The 18,063-nt window shown below is 41.3% G+C and carries 17 protein-coding genes and 1 riboswitch; of the genes, 8 read left to right on the forward strand and 9 right to left on the reverse strand.

Features of this window, described 5'->3' with window-relative positions; genetic code table 11:
• Positions 1 to 296: 296 nt before the first annotated feature.
• From FZ952_RS06700 to FZ952_RS06710, 3 genes are all read right to left on the reverse strand, one after another.
• Entirely contained in the window at positions 297 to 1,637 is a 1,341-nt protein-coding gene (locus FZ952_RS06700; RefSeq protein WP_148881069.1) for a hemolysin family protein, read from the reverse strand.
• 90 nt (positions 1,638 to 1,727) lie between these two features.
• The gene (locus FZ952_RS06705) at positions 1,728 to 3,374 is read right to left on the reverse strand and encodes a phosphoenolpyruvate carboxykinase (ATP) (protein WP_148881070.1); all 1,647 of its coding nucleotides are present in this window, start codon (positions 3,372 to 3,374) and stop codon (positions 1,728 to 1,730) included.
• 99 nt (positions 3,375 to 3,473) lie between these two features.
• Positions 3,474 to 4,598 (reverse strand): AI-2E family transporter, encoded by a 1,125-nt coding sequence (locus FZ952_RS06710; RefSeq protein WP_148881071.1) that lies wholly within the window; start codon positions 4,596 to 4,598, stop codon positions 3,474 to 3,476.
• Positions 4,599 to 4,671: 73 nt separating this feature from the next.
• Here FZ952_RS06710 and FZ952_RS06715 point away from each other — a divergent pair, with 73 nt between their 5' ends.
• From FZ952_RS06715 to FZ952_RS06730, 4 genes are all read left to right on the forward strand, one after another.
• On the forward strand, positions 4,672 to 5,466 hold the full coding sequence (locus FZ952_RS06715) for an ABC transporter ATP-binding protein (protein ID WP_148881072.1): 795 nt from the start codon (positions 4,672 to 4,674) through the stop codon (positions 5,464 to 5,466).
• On the forward strand, positions 5,463 to 7,025 hold the full coding sequence (locus tag FZ952_RS06720) for a beta-carotene 15,15'-monooxygenase (RefSeq protein ID WP_148881073.1): 1,563 nt from the start codon (positions 5,463 to 5,465) through the stop codon (positions 7,023 to 7,025). The genes FZ952_RS06715 and FZ952_RS06720 overlap by 4 nt, the downstream gene beginning before the upstream one ends.
• 111 nt (positions 7,026 to 7,136) lie before the next feature.
• Positions 7,137 to 7,511 (forward strand): hypothetical protein, encoded by a 375-nt coding sequence (locus FZ952_RS06725; RefSeq protein WP_148881074.1) that lies wholly within the window; start codon positions 7,137 to 7,139, stop codon positions 7,509 to 7,511.
• A gap of 118 nt (positions 7,512 to 7,629) precedes the next feature.
• On the forward strand, positions 7,630 to 8,394 hold the full coding sequence (locus FZ952_RS06730; protein ID WP_148881075.1) for a class I SAM-dependent methyltransferase: 765 nt from the start codon (positions 7,630 to 7,632) through the stop codon (positions 8,392 to 8,394).
• Positions 8,395 to 8,591: 197 nt separating this feature from the next.
• On the opposite strand, the gene FZ952_RS06735 is transcribed toward FZ952_RS06730, so the two are convergent.
• The 3 genes from FZ952_RS06735 to FZ952_RS06745 are packed head-to-tail and all read right to left on the reverse strand — an operon-like array spanning position 8,592 to position 10,446.
• Positions 8,592 to 9,146 (reverse strand): tRNA (mnm(5)s(2)U34)-methyltransferase, encoded by a 555-nt coding sequence (locus FZ952_RS06735; RefSeq protein WP_148881076.1) that lies wholly within the window; start codon positions 9,144 to 9,146, stop codon positions 8,592 to 8,594.
• Positions 9,140 to 10,087 (reverse strand): TIGR01212 family radical SAM protein, encoded by a 948-nt coding sequence (locus FZ952_RS06740; protein ID WP_125405994.1) that lies wholly within the window; start codon positions 10,085 to 10,087, stop codon positions 9,140 to 9,142. Before FZ952_RS06740 ends, FZ952_RS06735 begins: the two co-directional genes overlap by 7 nt.
• A gap of 59 nt (positions 10,088 to 10,146) precedes the next feature.
• Positions 10,147 to 10,446 carry an MGMT family protein gene (locus tag FZ952_RS06745; protein WP_187423886.1) on the reverse strand — a complete coding sequence of 100 codons (300 nt, stop codon included), beginning with the start codon at positions 10,444 to 10,446 and terminating at the stop codon, positions 10,147 to 10,149.
• A 221-nt stretch (positions 10,447 to 10,667) separates the two neighbouring features.
• Between FZ952_RS06745 and FZ952_RS06750 the strand changes: the two genes are divergently transcribed.
• Positions 10,668 to 11,930 (forward strand): ISL3 family transposase, encoded by a 1,263-nt coding sequence (locus FZ952_RS06750; protein WP_148881078.1) that lies wholly within the window; start codon positions 10,668 to 10,670, stop codon positions 11,928 to 11,930.
• A gap of 44 nt (positions 11,931 to 11,974) precedes the next feature.
• Here the strand turns inward: FZ952_RS06750 and FZ952_RS06755 are convergent, their stop codons facing one another.
• The 3 genes from FZ952_RS06755 to FZ952_RS06765 all read right to left on the reverse strand — a co-directional run bounded on the left by FZ952_RS06755 (position 11,975) and on the right by FZ952_RS06765 (position 14,128).
• Positions 11,975 to 12,625 carry a phosphatase PAP2 family protein gene (locus FZ952_RS06755; protein ID WP_148881079.1) on the reverse strand — a complete coding sequence of 217 codons (651 nt, stop codon included), beginning with the start codon at positions 12,623 to 12,625 and terminating at the stop codon, positions 11,975 to 11,977.
• Positions 12,615 to 13,172 (reverse strand): ECF transporter S component, encoded by a 558-nt coding sequence (locus FZ952_RS06760; RefSeq protein WP_148881080.1) that lies wholly within the window; start codon positions 13,170 to 13,172, stop codon positions 12,615 to 12,617. The genes FZ952_RS06755 and FZ952_RS06760 overlap by 11 nt, the downstream gene beginning before the upstream one ends.
• A gap of 145 nt (positions 13,173 to 13,317) precedes the next feature.
• Positions 13,318 to 13,536, reverse strand: a riboswitch (FMN riboswitch).
• An 82-nt stretch (positions 13,537 to 13,618) separates the two neighbouring features.
• Positions 13,619 to 14,128 carry a tRNA (cytidine(34)-2'-O)-methyltransferase gene (locus FZ952_RS06765; RefSeq protein ID WP_187423887.1) on the reverse strand — a complete coding sequence of 170 codons (510 nt, stop codon included), beginning with the start codon at positions 14,126 to 14,128 and terminating at the stop codon, positions 13,619 to 13,621.
• Between the two features lie 360 nt (positions 14,129 to 14,488).
• Between FZ952_RS06765 and trkA the strand changes: the two genes are divergently transcribed.
• From trkA to FZ952_RS06780, 3 genes are all read left to right on the forward strand, one after another.
• Positions 14,489 to 15,838, forward strand: a complete 1,350-nt coding sequence (gene trkA, locus FZ952_RS06770; RefSeq protein WP_148881082.1) for a Trk system potassium transporter TrkA — start codon at positions 14,489 to 14,491, stop codon at positions 15,836 to 15,838.
• Positions 15,839 to 15,842: 4 nt separating this feature from the next.
• Positions 15,843 to 17,282, forward strand: coding sequence for a TrkH family potassium uptake protein (locus tag FZ952_RS06775; RefSeq protein ID WP_148881083.1), 1,440 nt, complete (start codon positions 15,843 to 15,845; stop codon positions 17,280 to 17,282).
• Between the two features lie 159 nt (positions 17,283 to 17,441).
• Positions 17,442 to 17,909: a GNAT family N-acetyltransferase gene (locus tag FZ952_RS06780; RefSeq protein WP_148881084.1), complete on the forward strand. Its 468-nt coding sequence runs from the start codon at positions 17,442 to 17,444 to the stop codon at positions 17,907 to 17,909.
• Positions 17,910 to 18,063: the final 154 nt, after the last annotated feature.

Genomic DNA, 18,063 nt, shown 5'->3' on the forward strand with positions numbered 1-18,063 from the left:
TGGCTTTCGGAACTTTGACAACTTTAGAACTAGAATTCTCATCACTTTGAGTATCAAAAAGGAGAGGACCAATTTTGTCCTCTCCAGATGTTAGCTGACATCAACCCACTACAGTTGACAAAGAGCCTATCAAAAAGGAGAGAACCAATTCGGTCCTCTCCAGATGTTAGCTGACATCAACCCACTACAATTGACAAAGAGCCGTTTTTAGAACAATGATTTTAAACCTTTTTATCTATCTTAATTGTGACATTAACGACTGAAAAGAATGCTTTCTCAGCCAATCTGAACCGAGTTTATTTCTCGGCTTCTTCATCTTCTTCAAGAATTTCGGATATTTCCACTTTCACCTTGGTGACACGGCCGTTTTTGACCTTGTCATTGGTCAAAATCAGTTTTTTATTCTGACTTTCAACTTCATAGCTGATGCGTTCTGTTGGATTTGGAATGGTTCCTACACCCGTCAGATAGTAACCAGCAATGGTATCCACGTCATCACTATCTATTTCAACTTCAAAATACTCATTAAAGTCATTGAGTGTCATCGTTCCCAATACGATATAGGTATTCTCACCAATTTCATAGACTTCCACCGCGACCTTGTCTGTTTCGTCTTCAATTTCACCGACAATCTCTTCCAGCAAGTCCTCCAGTGTCACGAGACCTGCCATACCACCATACTCATCCAGCAGGATCGCCATTTGATTTTGAGTATTACGGAGAGATTTGAGCAAATCATCCACGAAAATCGTTTCAGGTACAAAGAGCGGCTCCTGCAAAATCTTGCGCAGAACAATATTGTCAAAACCATTGACAAAGCCTTCATTCAAGAGACGTTTTGTGTGAATGAGACCAATGACATTGTCCTTGTCTCCATCATAAACTGGAATCCGAGAGAAATTCTTCTTGAGAATGCTTTGGATAATTTCCTTGGTGTCGTCCTGAATATCGACCATAAAGGCATCTGTCCGCGGCACCATCAGTTCACGCGCCATCAGCTCATCCAGCGAGAAAATCCCCTGCAACATTTCGATTTCGTCTGCATCCAGCGTCTCCTCGCTCTTGGTCAGCATGTACTCAATCTCATCCCGCGTCATCTTCTCATCTGCATCATCAAACTGCATCGGCGTAATCCGACTGAGGAGATTAGTCGAAGCTGAGAGCAACCAAACGAAAGGACTAACGATTTTTCCTACGAAAATAATCACAGGTGCGGTACGAATGGCTAAACTGTCCTTGAGATTCATGGCAATCCGCTTAGGATAAAGCTCTCCCAAAACAATGGAAATATAGGTCAAAAGCGCAAGTGCCAGAAAACTAGCAACTGCATGCGCCGTTTCAGAATTTCCCAGCCAAGAGGAAAAGATTTTCCCCAGATTGTCCGCAAAGCTAGCCCCCGACAGGATATTGATGACGGTGATTCCGACTTGAATTGTCGATAGAAAGTTATTGGGACTTTCAAGAACTTTTAATAAACGAATGTATTTGGCATCGCCTTCTTCAGCTTTCTGCTCTACGCGAGACCGATTGAGCGATACCATCGCCATCTCAGAAGCTGAGAAAAAGGCATTTAATAAAGTTAAAACGAATAGCAGTATTGCTTGCAATAAAATACTCTGACTGCCAGGGTCTTCCATGGATTCTTCTCCTAAAAATTATAATCAGACTTGATTATAACATATTTTCAAGATTCGTGCATGAGGATTCCGTAGAAAGCGTTTTGCAAATCAGGAATCCAAATCCTGCAAAACCTTTTCCAGCCGAGAAATAGCTCCGACAGGCAGAGCTGTCTTAGGATATTTCTGATTGAAAGCTAGCAAGAAGTTTAAACGAATCTGCATCCTTTCACGGATGAGCTGTCTATACTTGTAATCAAAGTTTGGAACGGCATATCCTTCGTAGTTAAGATATTCAAAGCCTTCCAAAGGTCCGAAAGGTCTAAATTCTGCCTTCCCATCTACTATCTGTTCAATAATATCTAAAGACACTTCCTTTGAGATGCCCTTCCCCATATAAAATCCAGTATTGATGATATAGCAGGCAACGCCTGACTCAAATAAACGACGGAATTTCCGATAATCTTCCACCAGCGGATAAACGCGGAAAGGATTGGCATAAGGCTCAATAACCAAATCATCATGCAGACCAATAACATTTTCAGCATTGGAACGCTTGGTCATCAAAGTACAGCCCATGGTAGAAGCCATAAGCGGATCATTAATCTTGATTAGTGGCGGGAGAGAGTCATCCTTCATAATCCAGAAGATAGCGTTGATGGGTTCGTCAATCCGGTCCACTCGATTCGGAGTAGCAAAGCGCGATTTGACAGTCCGACCATTTCCATTGCGGATGTCCTCGGTTACCAGCTTTTTCCGTCCATTTTCATCTAGTGTCACTCCACAGTTCTGCACAGTGACAAAGAAATCCTGCTCACTATGACCTGTAGGGTAGTCATTTGTCTTGTCAAAATAAGACGGCTCGAGGGCAATAGAGGAGCCATCCTTGACTGAGATGATAAAGGCATCATCATGGAGAACCTTGATGTCATATTTATGGTCATGCTTGGCATGTGTCAGCGTGGATTTCCCTGAGCCGGACAGACCGAAGAATGATGCGACATAGTCCTCTTTATCAGTACTCTGCTTGAAAATTTTCAAGCCCCCATGGCAGGCAACATAACCGTTTCTGGCAGCCGTTCCCCAAGCCAAGGTCAAAGTGGCCTTTTTCAGCTCTCCGAAATAATTCAAGCCCAAAATGACGGCACAGTTATGGTTGGTATCAAAATATACAAGCCCTTCTGGGTAATCTGGATGCTTCCACTTAGGATCAAAAAAGACAAAGATATCATTCTCTTCATACTTTTTAGACGCTTTCAGTCGATTTTTAAATTCCTCATCCAAAATTTGGAAATTCAAGATCCAGGAGTAAAGGTTATTGATTTCTTCCTGAGGAACCATCAGATGAGCGCAGGCCATAAAGTCTTCATCTAACCCGACCACAGCATCAGCCTTATAGAAGGTTCTTTTATGTGCTTGGTAAATTGCACTCCGGACAAGAAAAAGCAAATGCTCATCTTCTTCGCTATCTCTGCCATAGATTCTTCTAGCCTTGGCTGTTCTGCCGACAACAGCCCCCGAATTGGTCAATAAAACGCGTGCATAAGAAGGAAGACCTAGCTCCTTGGTATGAATAACCGGCATGTCCAGCACAACCGTTCCAGCAGCTGCTGAAGCGAGTTGATAAGCTTCTTCTACCGTCTTGATAGCTTGGACTTGATTTTCATAAAAGGCTGTTTCCACAATGGTCTTCAAAGGCGAAAAATAAGAAGAATCTTTTCTTATTTCCTGCGGAGAAAATTTACGACGTGTTACCATAAGTATACCTCCTTTATGCTATTATTACTATTTTAGCATAAATATACAATTTCATGTCATAAAAAATGCAAGAAAAAATAGAGGAAGACTCGCCTTCTCCTATTTTTTTATAATACCAAATTCTTCATTTTTCTTTTGCAGCTGTGCTTCCTTGTGATTATCGTAAAGATTAGCCAAGAATTTTACGATTTCTTTTAGGATTGAATAAGTCGGAATGGCCACAATCATGCCCATAATACCATAAATATTGCTGGACAAGAGCAAAAGAACCATAATCGTAATGGGGTGAACCTTCATAACGCCGCCGACAATCCGCGGATAGAGAATATTCCCGTCAATCTGCTGGACAATAAGCATATAAATCAGTGCAACCAGCATTTTCTTAGGATCGGTAAAAGCGTAGGTAATCAGCATGGGAATCAAGCCGATACTTGGTCCTACATAAGGAATCAAATTGGCCAAAGCTGAGAAAATCGCAAAGACCAAGGCATACTTGAGACCAATCACACTGTAACCAATAAAGGCCAAGGTTCCGATCAGCAGCGCATCAATCGAAATCCCACTGATGTAACGAGCCACCGTGGCGTTCAGATTAGTTAGCAGTTTGGAAATATTGAGCTTATCTCGCTTGAGAACTGTCCGCTCCAGCATCGGCAGCAATTTCTGACCATCCACGAGGAAATAAACCAAGAAAATCGGCGTCATAATTAAAATCATAATGGTATTAACGACTGCAGACACTACGCTGCCCAGACTATTGGTAACACCATTTAAAATATTTTGCAGAATATCCACATAGGACAGATTGAGTTGCTGAATGGTAGATTGAATATTTAAACTCTTAAATAAAGGATTCTTGGATAATTGATTAACAAAACTCTGAATTTCCCAATAGAGGCCCTGAGTCGAATTAATCAGACTGCTCAGCTGATTAATCAAAATTGGCAAAAGGTAGATGACACCAATCGTCAATAAGCCAAACAGCAGGAACAAAGTGATCAAAATTCCAAAAATACGTTTAATTTTTAACTTTTTCTCTAAAAATGTTACCAGAGGATTCGTGATGTAATAGAGGAATCCACCCACAAGAAAGGGGATTAAGATGGTATTGATAACACTTACTACTGGCGTAATCATGTCTCCCATCTGACGCCAGATAAAGAAGATAATCGTCAGTAGTAAGACCTCACTAGTCCAAAACATTAACTTACTTTTATGAAACATTTTACTCTCCTCTCAGTTATTTTACCATAATTTATGATAAAATAGAGGGGATTTTACAAAAGAAAGAATAAAAATGGAAAACATTATCAGCATGGAAAAGGTTTGGCTAGTCAAGAATGGTCAAACAATTTTAAAAGATCTGAATTGGCAGGTAAAAAAAGGAGAAAATTGGGCTATTTTGGGATTGAACGGCTCTGGTAAATCCACCTTGCTGCGTTTGCTCATGGCTGAACATTGGAAAACCAAGGGGAAACTGATGGTTCTGGGCACCACATTCGGACAAGGAGCCATTCCTGAACTGAGAACTAAAATCGGAGTTGTCGGCTCTTTTATCGCTGAACGCCTGCCCAGTCGGATGCTGGCGGAAGAGATTGTCCTGACCGGCAAATACAAAAGCAGCATCCTCTACCGCCAATATGGAGAAGCTGAGCTGAATGAAGCTCGAGAAATGCTGGTTTCTATCGGGGGACAGGATTTGATCGGCAGAGACTATGCCAGCCTGTCGCAGGGTGAAAAACAGCTGCTCTTAATCGCCCGCAGCTTGATGGAAACACCCGAGCTCTTAATTTTAGATGAAGCGACCAGCGGTCTGGATTTATTTGCCCGCGAGCGGCTCTTGCAGCAGATTGAGAACATTGCTCGACTAGAGCAAGCTCCCACCATTCTCTATGTGACCCACCATGCCGAGGAAATCACCCCTGTGATGGATCATGTCCTGCTCTTAAAAGATGGAGAAATCATTGCTCAGGGAACCAAAGAAGAGATTTTAACAAAAGAAATACTGAATCGCTTTTATCCTCAGCCAGTTCAATTAATTGATATAGGTGAGGGACGCTGTTTTGTGAAAGTAGAGGGTAATATTTCATGAGGCAATTTACAAATATCCTTTTTAATTTAGGCTATTTTCTCGTCTTGACGATGACAGCCATCGCCCTCCTTTTCCTGTCCGGGCAGATTTTGATTTCTCATACTTATATTCCGCTGCATATTGCAGAAGGCGTCAAATTCGTCGTCAACCCTTGGTATTTCTATCCCCTTCTTATTCTCTTTCTTTTCGCGCTCTTCGGACTTCGACCGCTTTTGGAGAAGATAAAGATTCCCTACCTTTTAGTCGGATTGAGCCTGCTCTATATCGCAGCGGCAGTCTTTCTCATCACCTCCTACAGCGGCATTATTCGAGCGGATGCCAAACATGTTTTTAATGCGGCTCTAGCCTTCAATCAGGGCGACTACAGCTCGCTGACGACTGTCGGCAGCTATATGTACCGCAATCCACATCAGCTGGGGCTGATGACCTTAGAGCGCCTCTATGCTTATATCTCCCCGATAACTCGGTTTGCCTTTGGCATGAATGTCATCTGGAGTCTGCTCAGTAATTTTCTAATCTATAAGATTACAGCCTTGCTCAATCGCAAGGAAATCATTCAAAAATACACAATTTTGCTGACCTTCCTTTTCCTGCCCCAACTCTTTTTCGTACTTTTTATTTATGGGACTATCCCGGGCCTGTTCTTTTGTCTGCTTAGTCTTTATGCCTTTATCAAATTGGAGCAAAATGGCAATCTGCTCTACCTCCTTCTCGGTGCAGCCAGTATCAGCTTAGCCTGTCTTCTGCGAAATAATTATATTATCTTTGCTATCATGCTGCTTGGAATCTATCTCCTCTCCATTTTCTACAAATGGTCTTGGAAAAAACCGCTGGCTATTCTGCTGATTATCGCTGGGATTGTCTTTTCAAATAAGGCTTTGAATACCTACTATGAAAACCTGATCGGACAGGAAATCGGCGTTGGAACTCCCAAGATTGCCTATATTACCATGGGTCTGAGAGATGATCCCAATCGTCAAACTCTGGGTGGCTGGTATGATGCTTATAATACTAAAATTCTCAAACGCAACAAGTACGATGAAAAAAAAGCAACCGCCATGGCAACTCAGGATTTGAAAGATCTTTTGCTGAACTTTTCCAAACATCCAGACTATGCACTCAAGTTCTTCTACGAAAAAGTTAAATCTACCTGGACAGAGCCAACTTTCCAGTCCATCTGGACTGGACCGCAGATTGAACGTCAGCAATATATGAGACCGACTATCTTGCGCAGCATTTATGAGGAAAGACGCGGCTATCAGATGATTAACTTTCTACTGCTGCTTCTTTTAGCTGCTGTTTACCTACTTTCCTGCTTCTTTATCCTCCATAAATTTTTCGTCGCCGAGGAAAAGCTGACGCCTTTTGACCTCTATCCCTTCATCTTTCTCTTGGGGGGCGGCCTCTTCCACTTCTTCTGGGAAACCAAGAGCCAGTATGTCTATATCTATGTCCTCCTTCTCATCCCTTCCGCCGCTCAATCCTTAGTCGACCTGAGCGATTGGTGGAAGAACAAAGGAAAAGGGAAATCAACAGACCAGCTTGAGAAAAAACTATAAAACTCGAACACTTGATAAGAATTCCTTATAATTTTATAGGAGCATTAAGTGAAACAAAGTTGAATTTGTAATTAAAATTTTTTGTATTTTGCGAAGGGAGAATAGCGATTTATGTTTTCAATATTAGGTGCAGTATTATTTGGAGTTATAGCAATTATGACAGTTCTTGTTGCTTGTGGTCTGCCTTTGGGCGAATATACAATGGGTGGACAACATAAAATCTTACCTAAGAAATTTAGACTTGCGGCAGTCATTTCGGTGGCTATCCAAATTTTTGCCATGATCATTATTTTGCAAGCCAGAGATTTTATTCCCTTGTGGTTTTCTTTTAAGAACACTAAATATATTTGTTTCTTCTTTGCCGCTTACTTATCCTTGAATACGATTATGAACATGATTTCAAAAAGTAAGAAAGAAAAATATGTTATGACTCCTCTTTCACTTATAGCTGCAATATGTTTTTGGATAACAGCATTTCAGATGTAGTATGTAAGCGAGAATAACCTACAGTTAGTCAAATTGGAATTTGTAGAAGTGAGAAAAATGTAATGGCAACATATTCAACTTAAATCTAAATAATATAAAATTACGAGGAGATTATAAGATGAACAATTATATAAAATTAAATGAAGATAGATGGAATAATGTAAAAAATGATTATACTGAGCCATTGACACATGAAGAATTAGAAGAAGTTAGAAATAATCCAATTTCTGTTGCCTTAACTGTTGGGAAAAAAGTTCCGAAAGAATGGTTTGAAAAAGCCAAGGGAAAAAAGATATTAGGTTTAGCTTGTGGTGGTGGACAGCAGGGTCCAGTTTTTGCTATAAAAGGTTATGATGTAACCATAATGGATTTTTCTAAATCACAATTACAAAGAGATGATATGGTTGCTAAAAGAGAAGGCTTAAAAATCAACACAGTTCAAGGCGATATGACAAAACCATTTCCATTTGAAAATGAAACTTTTGATATTATTTTTAATCCGGTTTCAAATGTATATATAGAAGATTTAGAAAACATGTATAAAGAAGCCTCTCGAGTATTGAAAAAGGGTGGACTGTTAATGGTCGGATTTATGAATCCTTGGATATACATGTACGATACTGACATTGTATGGGACAAACCCGATGAAGAATTACTTTTAAAGTTTTCAATACCTTTTAATTCAAAAGAGCTTGAAGAGGAAGGCAAAATAACCATAAATCCAGAATATGGATATGAATTTAGCCATACCTTAGAAACTCAGATTAGAGGACAACTTAAAAATGGTCTCGCTATGATAGATTTTTATGAATCATGTGATAAAAGACATCGATTATCACGTTATGGAAATGACTACATCGCTACACTCTGCATTAAACTATAATATTATAGAAAATACTTCAGGAGAATAGCCCAGTTTATTTTCCTTAAGGGTTAAAATCTAAAAATCCCAGTTTGTCTAATTGAATCGAAGAATGTTTAAAACAGTAAATCAAAAAGTTTTACTGTTTTTTGCTCATTTTCCAAAATAAAAGCGTCAGTAAATTAAAAAGGCACTTGACCAAACGCTTCCTGAGGCGTTTAGCCAAGCACTTCTCTCAATTTCTCAATCATAACCAAAAAAGGCGGATTGTTAATCTGATTGATGGTCTTGTAGAGGGCAACGGTGAAGTCCTGCTGGGGCAGCTGACTGACGAAGTCTAGCACCGCATCTTTTTCAACTTCGCCCCCTTCATGTCCATAGTAAATCATGATAGCTGCGCGGCCACCTTTTTCTAATCCTTGACAGACCTTTCCCAGAGCTTCCAGCGTCGTATTCGGTCGGGTAATGACTGACTTGTCCGCCGAAGGCAGATAGCCCAGATTAAAAATAGCAGCCTTGAAATGGTCTGTGTATTGGTCCAGCGTCTCATGGCCTGCCAAGATTAGCTGAGCATTGTTCAAGCCAGCTTCTGCCAAGCGCTGGAGGGTCTTTTCCACAGCCTGCTCCTGAATGTCAAAAGCATAGACTTGTTTGGCCAACTTAGCCAGAAAAAGCGTGTCATGTCCATTGCCCATAGTAGCATCCACCACGGTATCTTCCTTGGTCACGACTTCTGCCAAAAATGCATGAGCCATCTGTAAGGGTCTTAACATACGAATCTCTGCTCCTTTGCTTTACAGCCTTGCTTGCTGCCACGACGACGCATTTCTGCCTCAATGGCATTAAGCACTTCCCATTTATTGAGGCTCCACATGGGGCCAATCAACATATCCCGCGGGGCATCGCCTGTGATGCGGTGGATGACGATATGCTCGGGGATAATCTCTAGCTGATCACAGACGATGGAGACATACTCCTCCTGACTGAGCAGCTGCAGTCGCCCCTCATGATAATCCCGCTGCATGCGGGTATTGGTCATCAGGTGAAGCAAGTGGAGCTTAATACCCTGAATGTCATTATCGGTCACACAGCGTCGGACATTCTCCAGCATCATCTCATGGGTCTCACCCGGCAAGCCGTTAATCAAGTGAGAAACAATCTCTGCCTTGGGAGCTAGCTTACGAACGCGCTGAACCGTCTCCACATAGAGCTCATAGGAATGAGCACGGTTGATAAGGTCTGAAGTTTCCTCATAGGTAGTCTGAAGCCCTAGCTCCACGGTCACATGCATGCGCTCGGACAGGTCGGCCAAGTAGGCAATGGTCTCGTCAGGCAAACAGTCCGGCCGAGTCCCGATATTGAGTCCAACGACGCCTGGCTCATTGATAGCCTGCTCATAACGTTCACGAATCACTTCAAGCTTCTCATGGGTATTGGTGAAGTTCTGGAAATAAACCAGATACTTGCGAACATCCGGCCACTTGCGGTGCATAAAGTCAATTTCCTTATAGAACTGCTCGCGAATGGGCGCATCCGGCGCCACAATGGCATCACCAGAGCCCGAAACGGTACAGAAGGTACAACCTCCATGCGCTACGGTACCATCCCGATTGGGACAGTCAAAGCCCGCATCAATAGGCACCTTAAAAGTCTTTTCTCCAAAAAGTTTTCGATAATAATCATTCAAAGAATTGTAAGATTTCATACCTTCCATTCTACCACAAAAAGGAGCCTAGAAACAAAAATTTCCTCTTTCACCAAGAAAGAAGGAAATCATCGCTCCCACTGATAATGCTTAAGATTCACACAGCCATTGGCCTTCAAGTTCACTCCCTCTGCCCAGAGCAAGTGTCTCTGGTCTTCCCAGCCAGGTGCGAGGCGCCCTGCTGCATTGACTACCCGATGGCAAGGATGCTTGCCGCCATAAAGTTCCGATTGACTGAGAATCTTTCCCACCAAGCGGGCATTTTTTGGCCGACCAATCAAGCGAGCAATCTGGCCATAGGTCGCCACGCGCCCAGCAGGAATCTCATCCACAAGAACTAAAACCGACTTTATAATTTCTGGATTCAAAATGGACAATCACCTCCTGATCTCACTTGCTCCTATCTTAAAAAATCCAACTTTTTTTGTCAAGACAAAAAGGCTGGCAAAGCCAACCTCTATTAACTGGCTCTATAATTTCTGTAGTGGGTAAATCCACCGCAGGGATTATGGAGCCTATTTTGTTGTAGAAAAAAAGTCCCATAAGACCTATAATGAAAAGCAACGAAACCATCATTAGAAAGAATCTTATGGAACAATTAAATTTTATCACAAACCTACTCGAAATTAAAGACAAAAATATCATCATTCTAGATTACAAGGACTCGGGGACTCATAAAGAAATCCTCGCTAAGCTAGATTATCCCGCACCTAAATGCCCTCACTGCCAAGGAAAAATGGCTAAATATGACTTCCAGAAAGAATCGAAAATTCCCTATCTAGAGTGCGCGGGATACAAGACATTGATTCGTCTAAGGAAACGACGTTTCCGCTGTCAAGATTGCGGGAAAGTAGCTGTCGCAGAAACGTCCTTAGTCAAGAAGAATCACCAAATCGCAACCATCGTCAACCAGAAAATCGCTCAAAAATTGATCGAGAAAGTCCCTATGACAGCTATCGCTGAAAACTTGGCTGTCTCTACTTCCACCGTCATTCGTAAATTGAAAGAATTCAAGTTCAAGACTGACCTTAGCTACCTTCCAGAACACATGAGCTGGGATGAATACAGCTTCAAGAAAGGAAAGATGAGCTTCATTGCACAGGATTTTGATTCCAGAAAGATCCTAGCTATCTTAGATGGACGGACCCAAGCAACGATTCGCAATCACTTTCTGCGCTATTCCAGACAGGTCCGAAACGGCGTTAAAGTCATTACAATGGACATCTTCAGTCCCTACCATAACTTGGCTAGACAACTTTTTCCATGCGCTAAAATCGTCCTCGATCGCTTTCACATTGTGCAACATCTCAGCCGGGCTATGAGTCGTGTTCGTGTTCAAATCATGAATCAATTGGAACGAAAATCGCATGAATACAAAGCATTGAAACGCTACTGGAAACTGATCCAACAAGATAGTCGGAAACTCAGCGATAAACGTTTTTATCGTCCGACTTTTCGCATGCACTTGACAAATCAAGAGATTCTTGAAAAGATTCTCTCTTACTCTCAAGAACTACGAGAACATTATGAACTCTACCAACTCTTACTTTTTCATTTTCAAGTTCAAGAGAAACAAGCCGACCATTTCTTTGGACTCATTGAAGAAAGGATTGCTTGTATAAATCCTATCTTTCAGACTGTTTTTAAAACCTTTCTCAAGGACAAAGATAAAATTATCAACGCTCTTGAACTCCCTTACTCAAATGCAAAACTGGAGGCTACTAACAACCTCATCAAGGTTATCAAGCGCAACGTTTTTGGCTTTCGGAACTTTGACAACTTTAGAACTAGAATTCTCATCACTTTGAATATCAAAAAGGAGAGAACCAATTCGGTCCTCTCCAGATGTTAGCTGACATCAACCCACTACAGTTGACAAAGAGCCTATTAACTCTATTATTTCTGCTTCCCCTTAAAGCGCCATTGAAAGCGCAACTTATCATAAAAGGGAAATTCGATACTGAGAATGGCAAAGCCCATCAAGGCCCCTCCGATAACATCAGTTGGATAGTGCACTCCCAAATAGACTCTGGATGCCATAATGGTCAAGATAAAGAGCAAGAGCAAGCCCTGTACCAGACGCTTGATGTGTTGATTTTGCATCCGTTGCTGGACGATAATAATCAAACTCCCCACCACAATAGCTGTCGCCATAGAATGTCCGCTCGGGAAAGAGTAACCGCCCTCTTCGACCAAATGCGAAAGACTCGGCCGGCTTCTTTGGTAAACCAGTTTAATCAGCTTAATCAAAATCCCATGTAAGATTAGATTTCCCGCTAGCAAGGCAGCTTCCAGCTTCCATTTTTTATAAAGGAAAAACAGGGAAAGAGCTGAAACCCAGATTATAATCCCCAACGGGTCAATTAAACTGGTGACCAGTTTGAAAAATGTCGTCAAAAAGGCGGGCAAGTCCCCCCGCAGCCAAGTTTGAATCGGGCTATCAAAGCCCACCAGCTGCTCAGGATAAAACTTGACCATGTAGCCTAATATGACGAAAAGTAAAAGGGCAAAAGAGCCCTTTGTTAGATAAGATTGTTTATTTTTCATAGCGTTTTAGAACGGGCGTCAAAAGCGTGTAAATCAGCCAGAAAGCCACCGCCCAAATCACTCCTTCTAACAGGTTAAAGGGGACAATCATGGTCAACAGATATTTACCTACACCAAAAACCTGACCGATATCAAAGTTTGCAAAACGAGCATAAAGCGGAATGGCATAAAAAGCATTCAGCACCAGCATACTTGCAGTCAGACCCAAAGTTCCCAGGAATGATGCAAGCAAATAGCTCGTCAGATCTCTTTTCTTCTCCCAGAAAAGAGCAAAGAAGATGACAAAGACCAGAATAGCCGCAATATTGATCGGCATACCAATTAAGGTTTCCACTCCATGACCATTTAAGGCCAACTTTAAAACAGAGCGAATAAGCAGGACTGCTACAGAGCTCTTAAAATCCAAGAGAACCAAGGCTAACAAAATCGGAATAATCGAAAAATCCAATTTTAAAAACTCGGCTATCAAAGGGATTTGATAGAACATGAGCAGGAAAGACAGCGCAGCTAAAACCGCTACTGTCGAAATTTTGCGCGTATTTGTCATAACAGGTTCCTCCAATTTATAAAAATTAGAGAAGCTGGAAGGCTGTTAACACCAGACCCGAAAAAATCCTTTCATAATTTATACGAGTATATAAAATACCCCTTAAAATAAGATTAAAACGACCAACCGGCCTGGCAATAACGCCTTTCGTCTTCTCCCATCCAGACTATACTGTCGGTTGTGGAATCGCACCACATCAGCTTTCGCTCGCGGACTTATTTGGCTAAGATATTTTAGATTTATCTAGGCGTCGCAGTCGAAGATAATACTTAAAGTATATCGAGACAAGACAACGACGAGAAAGCTAAAATAGCTAGTCAAATTTACCGCCGGTCGGGAATCTCACCCTGCCCTGAAGACATTCTTATCATAACAAAAAAAGCCTGCCAGAGCAAGCTTTTTATTTGATGTAATCGAAACAGTTCCAATTACCCTACAGTCGGATTTTATTTCAGCTTATCCACTTCATATTCATGCACCAAATCCAATCCAGCAAAGTCCTGCTGACGCAAAGCTTCATAAACCATCATGCAGACAGCATTCGATACATTGAGGCTGCGGACATGCTGGTCATTCATGGGAATACGCAGGGCCTTTTCTGGATGGCGACGCATAAAATCCTCTGGTAGCCCCTTGTCCTCTCGGCCAAACATAAAATAGTGCGGTCCTTCTGCTGCAAAGTTCTCTTCCGAGTAGATCTTCTCGGCAAACTTGGATATCAAATAAAGTCGCCCATCCATCTGCTCCATAAATTCGTCCAGACTCTCATAGTAGGTGATGTCCAGCTTATCCCAATAATCCAGCCCCGCCCGCTTCATCTTGCGGTCGTCAATAGGAAAGCCCATAGGCTTGATGATATGGAGGGGAGAATTGGTCGCTGCACAAGTACGGGCAATATTGCCTGTGTTCTGTGGAATTTGTGGTTCAAAGAGGACGATATGATTTTGGTGAGACATGATTCTTTCCTGATTTTTATTAAAATAAAAAAATAGCCACACTGCCCGGAGTCAAGCTCAGCAAACAGCGTGGTTAAGGCATCATTAACTTACATCACAACAGGTTTGAGGTAAATCAATGAAGGTACTTCCTTAGTATATCACTTTCTTTTTACAAGTCAACAAAAAAGACTTGAAAAATTATATTTTTTTACACTTTAGCAAATTTTGCTAAAGCATGGCATGTTACAGAAACTAGCTACTTATTGGCAAAATTATGAAAAAACAAATGAAAGAGCAGGAAAATCTGGAATTATCCAATTTATAGATGAAATTTTCACGAAAAAAGGGTATGATAGATACATATTCGGGAGGTATCTAATGAAAATTATAGTAGTTGGAGGCGGAAAGGTCGGAACGGCTCTTTGTCGCTCTTTAGTTGCTGAAAAACACGATGTCGTCTTAATTGAACAAAACGAAGCCGTTTTGAACCATATCACTAAACGCTATGATATTATTGGTATTGTCGGAAATGGCGCCAACTTCAAAATGTTGGAGCAAGCTGATGTGGAGCATTGTGACATCTTTATTTCTATAACAGAATATGATGAAGTAAACATGGTAGCTGCTGTACTAGCCAAGAAAATGGGGGCAAAAGAAACGATTGTCCGCGTACGGAATCCAGAATACTCAAACATCTACTTCAAGGAGAAAAATATCTTAGGTTTCTCTCTTGTGGTGAACCCTGAGCTTCTGGCTGCTCGCTACATTGCTAATATCATTGATTTTCCAAATGCTCTTTCTGTAGAAAACTTTGCTAACGGGCGAGTTGCACTCATGGAGTTCAAAATTAAAGATGACAGCCATCTCTGTCATATGAACATCTCACATTTTAGAAAAAAATTTGGCAATATCATCGTCTGCGCTATTGAAAGAAATGGCAAGCTGATGATTCCAGATGGCGACTTCACCCTTCAGGTAAATGATAAGATCTTTGTCACTGGAAATCGCCTCGAAATCATGCTTTTCCACAATCAAGTCCGTCCAAGAGTTGTAAAAAGTCTGATGATTATTGGTGCCGGAAAAATTGCCTACTATCTTCTCAGCATCCTCAAAAATAGTAAAATTGACCTTAAGGTTATCGAAACTAACCGTGAACGTGCTGAATTTTTCAGTCAGGAATTTCCTGAAGTTTATGTCGTCCATGGAGATGGTACTGCTAAGGATATTCTGCTGGAAGAAAGTGCCACTAATTATGATGCTGTAGCTACTCTAACTGGGGTCGATGAAGAAAATATCATTACATCCATGTTCTTAAACAATCTTGGTGTCCAAAAAAATATCACCAAAGTCAATCGGACCAGTCTCTTAGAAATTATTGACAAGCAAGATTTTGCAAGTATCGTTACTCCAAAGGGAATCGCTGTAGATACTATCATGCACTTTATCCGCGGACGTTACAATGCTCAATTTTCAAGCCTTGAAGCTCTGCACCATGTGGCTAATGGCCAAATCGAGACATTGCAATTCCAAATCAAGGAAGAAAATAAGATGACCGGTCGTCCCCTGGCTCAGCTTAAATTGAAAAAAGGTATCTTGATTGCTGCCATTATTCGTCAAGGAAAAGCAATTTTCCCAACTGGAGATGACTCTCTTCAAGTCGGTGATAAGATTATCGTAACAACCTTGATTCACAATATTACCAAAATCTATGATTTATTAGAGGGGTAGTTCCATGAACAAGTCTATGATTCGCTATCTACTCTCAAAATTATTGTTAATTGAGGCCGCACTCTTGATTGTGCCGACCATCGTTGCACTTATTTACCGTGAGCCCTTGCATATTTTTATCGCAATCGGCTCCACTATGGCTATTTTACTGGCTTTGGGTGGACTGGGCAGCTGCTTCAAGCCTAAAGATGTCCATATTTATGCTAAGGAAGGGGTGCTGATTGTTGCCCTCTGTTGGATTCTCTGGTCCTTCTTTGGCGCCTTGCCCTTTGTTTTTTCTGGTCAGATTCCCAATATCATTGATGCTTTCTTTGAAGTCAGCTCAGGCTTTACAACAACCGGAGCTACTATCTTAAATGACGTTTCTGTTCTTTCTCATTCTCTGCTCTTTTGGCGCAGCTTTACCCATCTGATTGGAGGAATGGGGGTGCTGGTCTTTGCCCTAGCCATTATGGACAATGCCAAGAATGGCCATCTGGAAGTCATGAAAGCCGAGGTGCCAGGTCCAGTTTTCGGAAAAGTCGTTTCCAAATTAAAAAATACTGCGCAGATTCTCTATATCATCTATCTAGCCCTCTTTGCCCTCTTTGCTGTGCTGTATTATCTGGCAGGCATGCCACTCTACGATAGTCTAGTGATTGCTATGGGAACCGCTGGTACCGGAGGTTTTACCGTTTACAACGATGGAATAGCACATTACAATAGCTCGCTTATTACTTATTTGGTTAGCTTTGGAGTGCTGACATTCGGTGTCAATTTTAACCTCTATTACTACCTCCTAATCCGCAAATTCAAGACCTGCTTTAGCGATGAAGAACTGCGAAGCTATCTCTGGATTGTGTTTATTTCAACAGCCTTGATTGCCTTTAATATTGCCCATCTCTATGATGGATTTGCTAAGAGTGTGGAAATTTCTTTCTTCCAAGTATCGAATATCATTACTACAACTGGTTTTGGTTATGGTGATACTGTTGAGTGGCCACTTTTTGCGCAAGTCATCCTCCTTATTCTTATGTGTCTCGGAGGATCGGCTGGGTCAACTGCCGGTGGTTTCAAGCTTATTCGAGGGATCATTATCGCTCGTATCGCCAAGAATCAAATTCTCTCCACCCTTTCATCAAATCGGGTCCTAACAATGCATGTCAATGGAACTGTTGTAGACAAAGACACCCAGCACAAGGTGCTGAAATATTTAGCAGTTTATATTTTGATTATAGTTAGCTTGATTTTCATTATCAGTATGGACAATAATAATTTTATGACTGTTGTGAGCGCAGTGCTAAGTTGCATTAATAATATCGGTCCCATGATTGGAACGACTGATAGTTTCTCTATCTACAGCCCATTTTCTAAAGTCCTGTTTTCTCTTGCCATGATTGCAGGACGTTTAGAAATCTATCCAATCCTTCTGCTCTTTTTGCCAAAGACTTGGTCAAAGAGATAATATAAAAGATCTGAAACGAACGAATTTCAATTTGGAGCGATTTCCAAGCTGCATTTGTTCGTTTTCTGCCCTATTTCGATTTGTAGGCTAATAATAAGCAAAGATGATTATGGACTATTGACAACAGTAGCTAGCCACCATCATATAAAGGAGGTCCAAATGCCTATTCGTCAAGCAACTCCTCAAGATATTCCTGTATTAAACTGTTTCCTCCAGCAAATTCTGCTGGTCCACCATCAGGTGAGGCCAGATATTTTCAAGGACAAAGGAAGAAAATTTACCGATGAAGAACTGGAAAGACTGATGGCGCAAGAGCATACACCTATTTTCGTTTATGAAAATGAAGAGGGCAGACTTCTAGGCCATCTCTTCTGCTCCATCAAAGAACCCACCAGCCCCGTTCTCAATCCTATCAAAACCCTTTTCATTGAGGATCTTTGTGTAGATGAGCAAGCTCGTGGCCAAAAAATCGGTGAGCAGCTTTTTGACTTTGCTGAAAAGTATGCCAAAGAAATCGGCTGCTATAATCTAACTCTTAACGTCTGGAATGATAATATCGGTGCGGTGCGCTTTTACGAGCGACAAGGACTCAAGCCACAAGAAACTGTTTTAGAAAAAATCCTTTAAAGCAGAAACAAATAAGAAGAAAAGCAGATTGTCAGTCGCCAACAAATCTTGGATGCTGTTGATTGCCTGATTATTAAATAAGACTATGAAACTCTCTCTATCAAGGATATTAGCAAAATTTCTCCTGAAATAGTTATTAGAAAAAAAGACTGAC

Origin of the sequence: Streptococcus sp. Marseille-P7376, from assembly GCF_902460385.1 — a bacterium.
In the GTDB taxonomy this organism is placed as follows: domain Bacteria; phylum Bacillota; class Bacilli; order Lactobacillales; family Streptococcaceae; genus Streptococcus; species Streptococcus sinensis.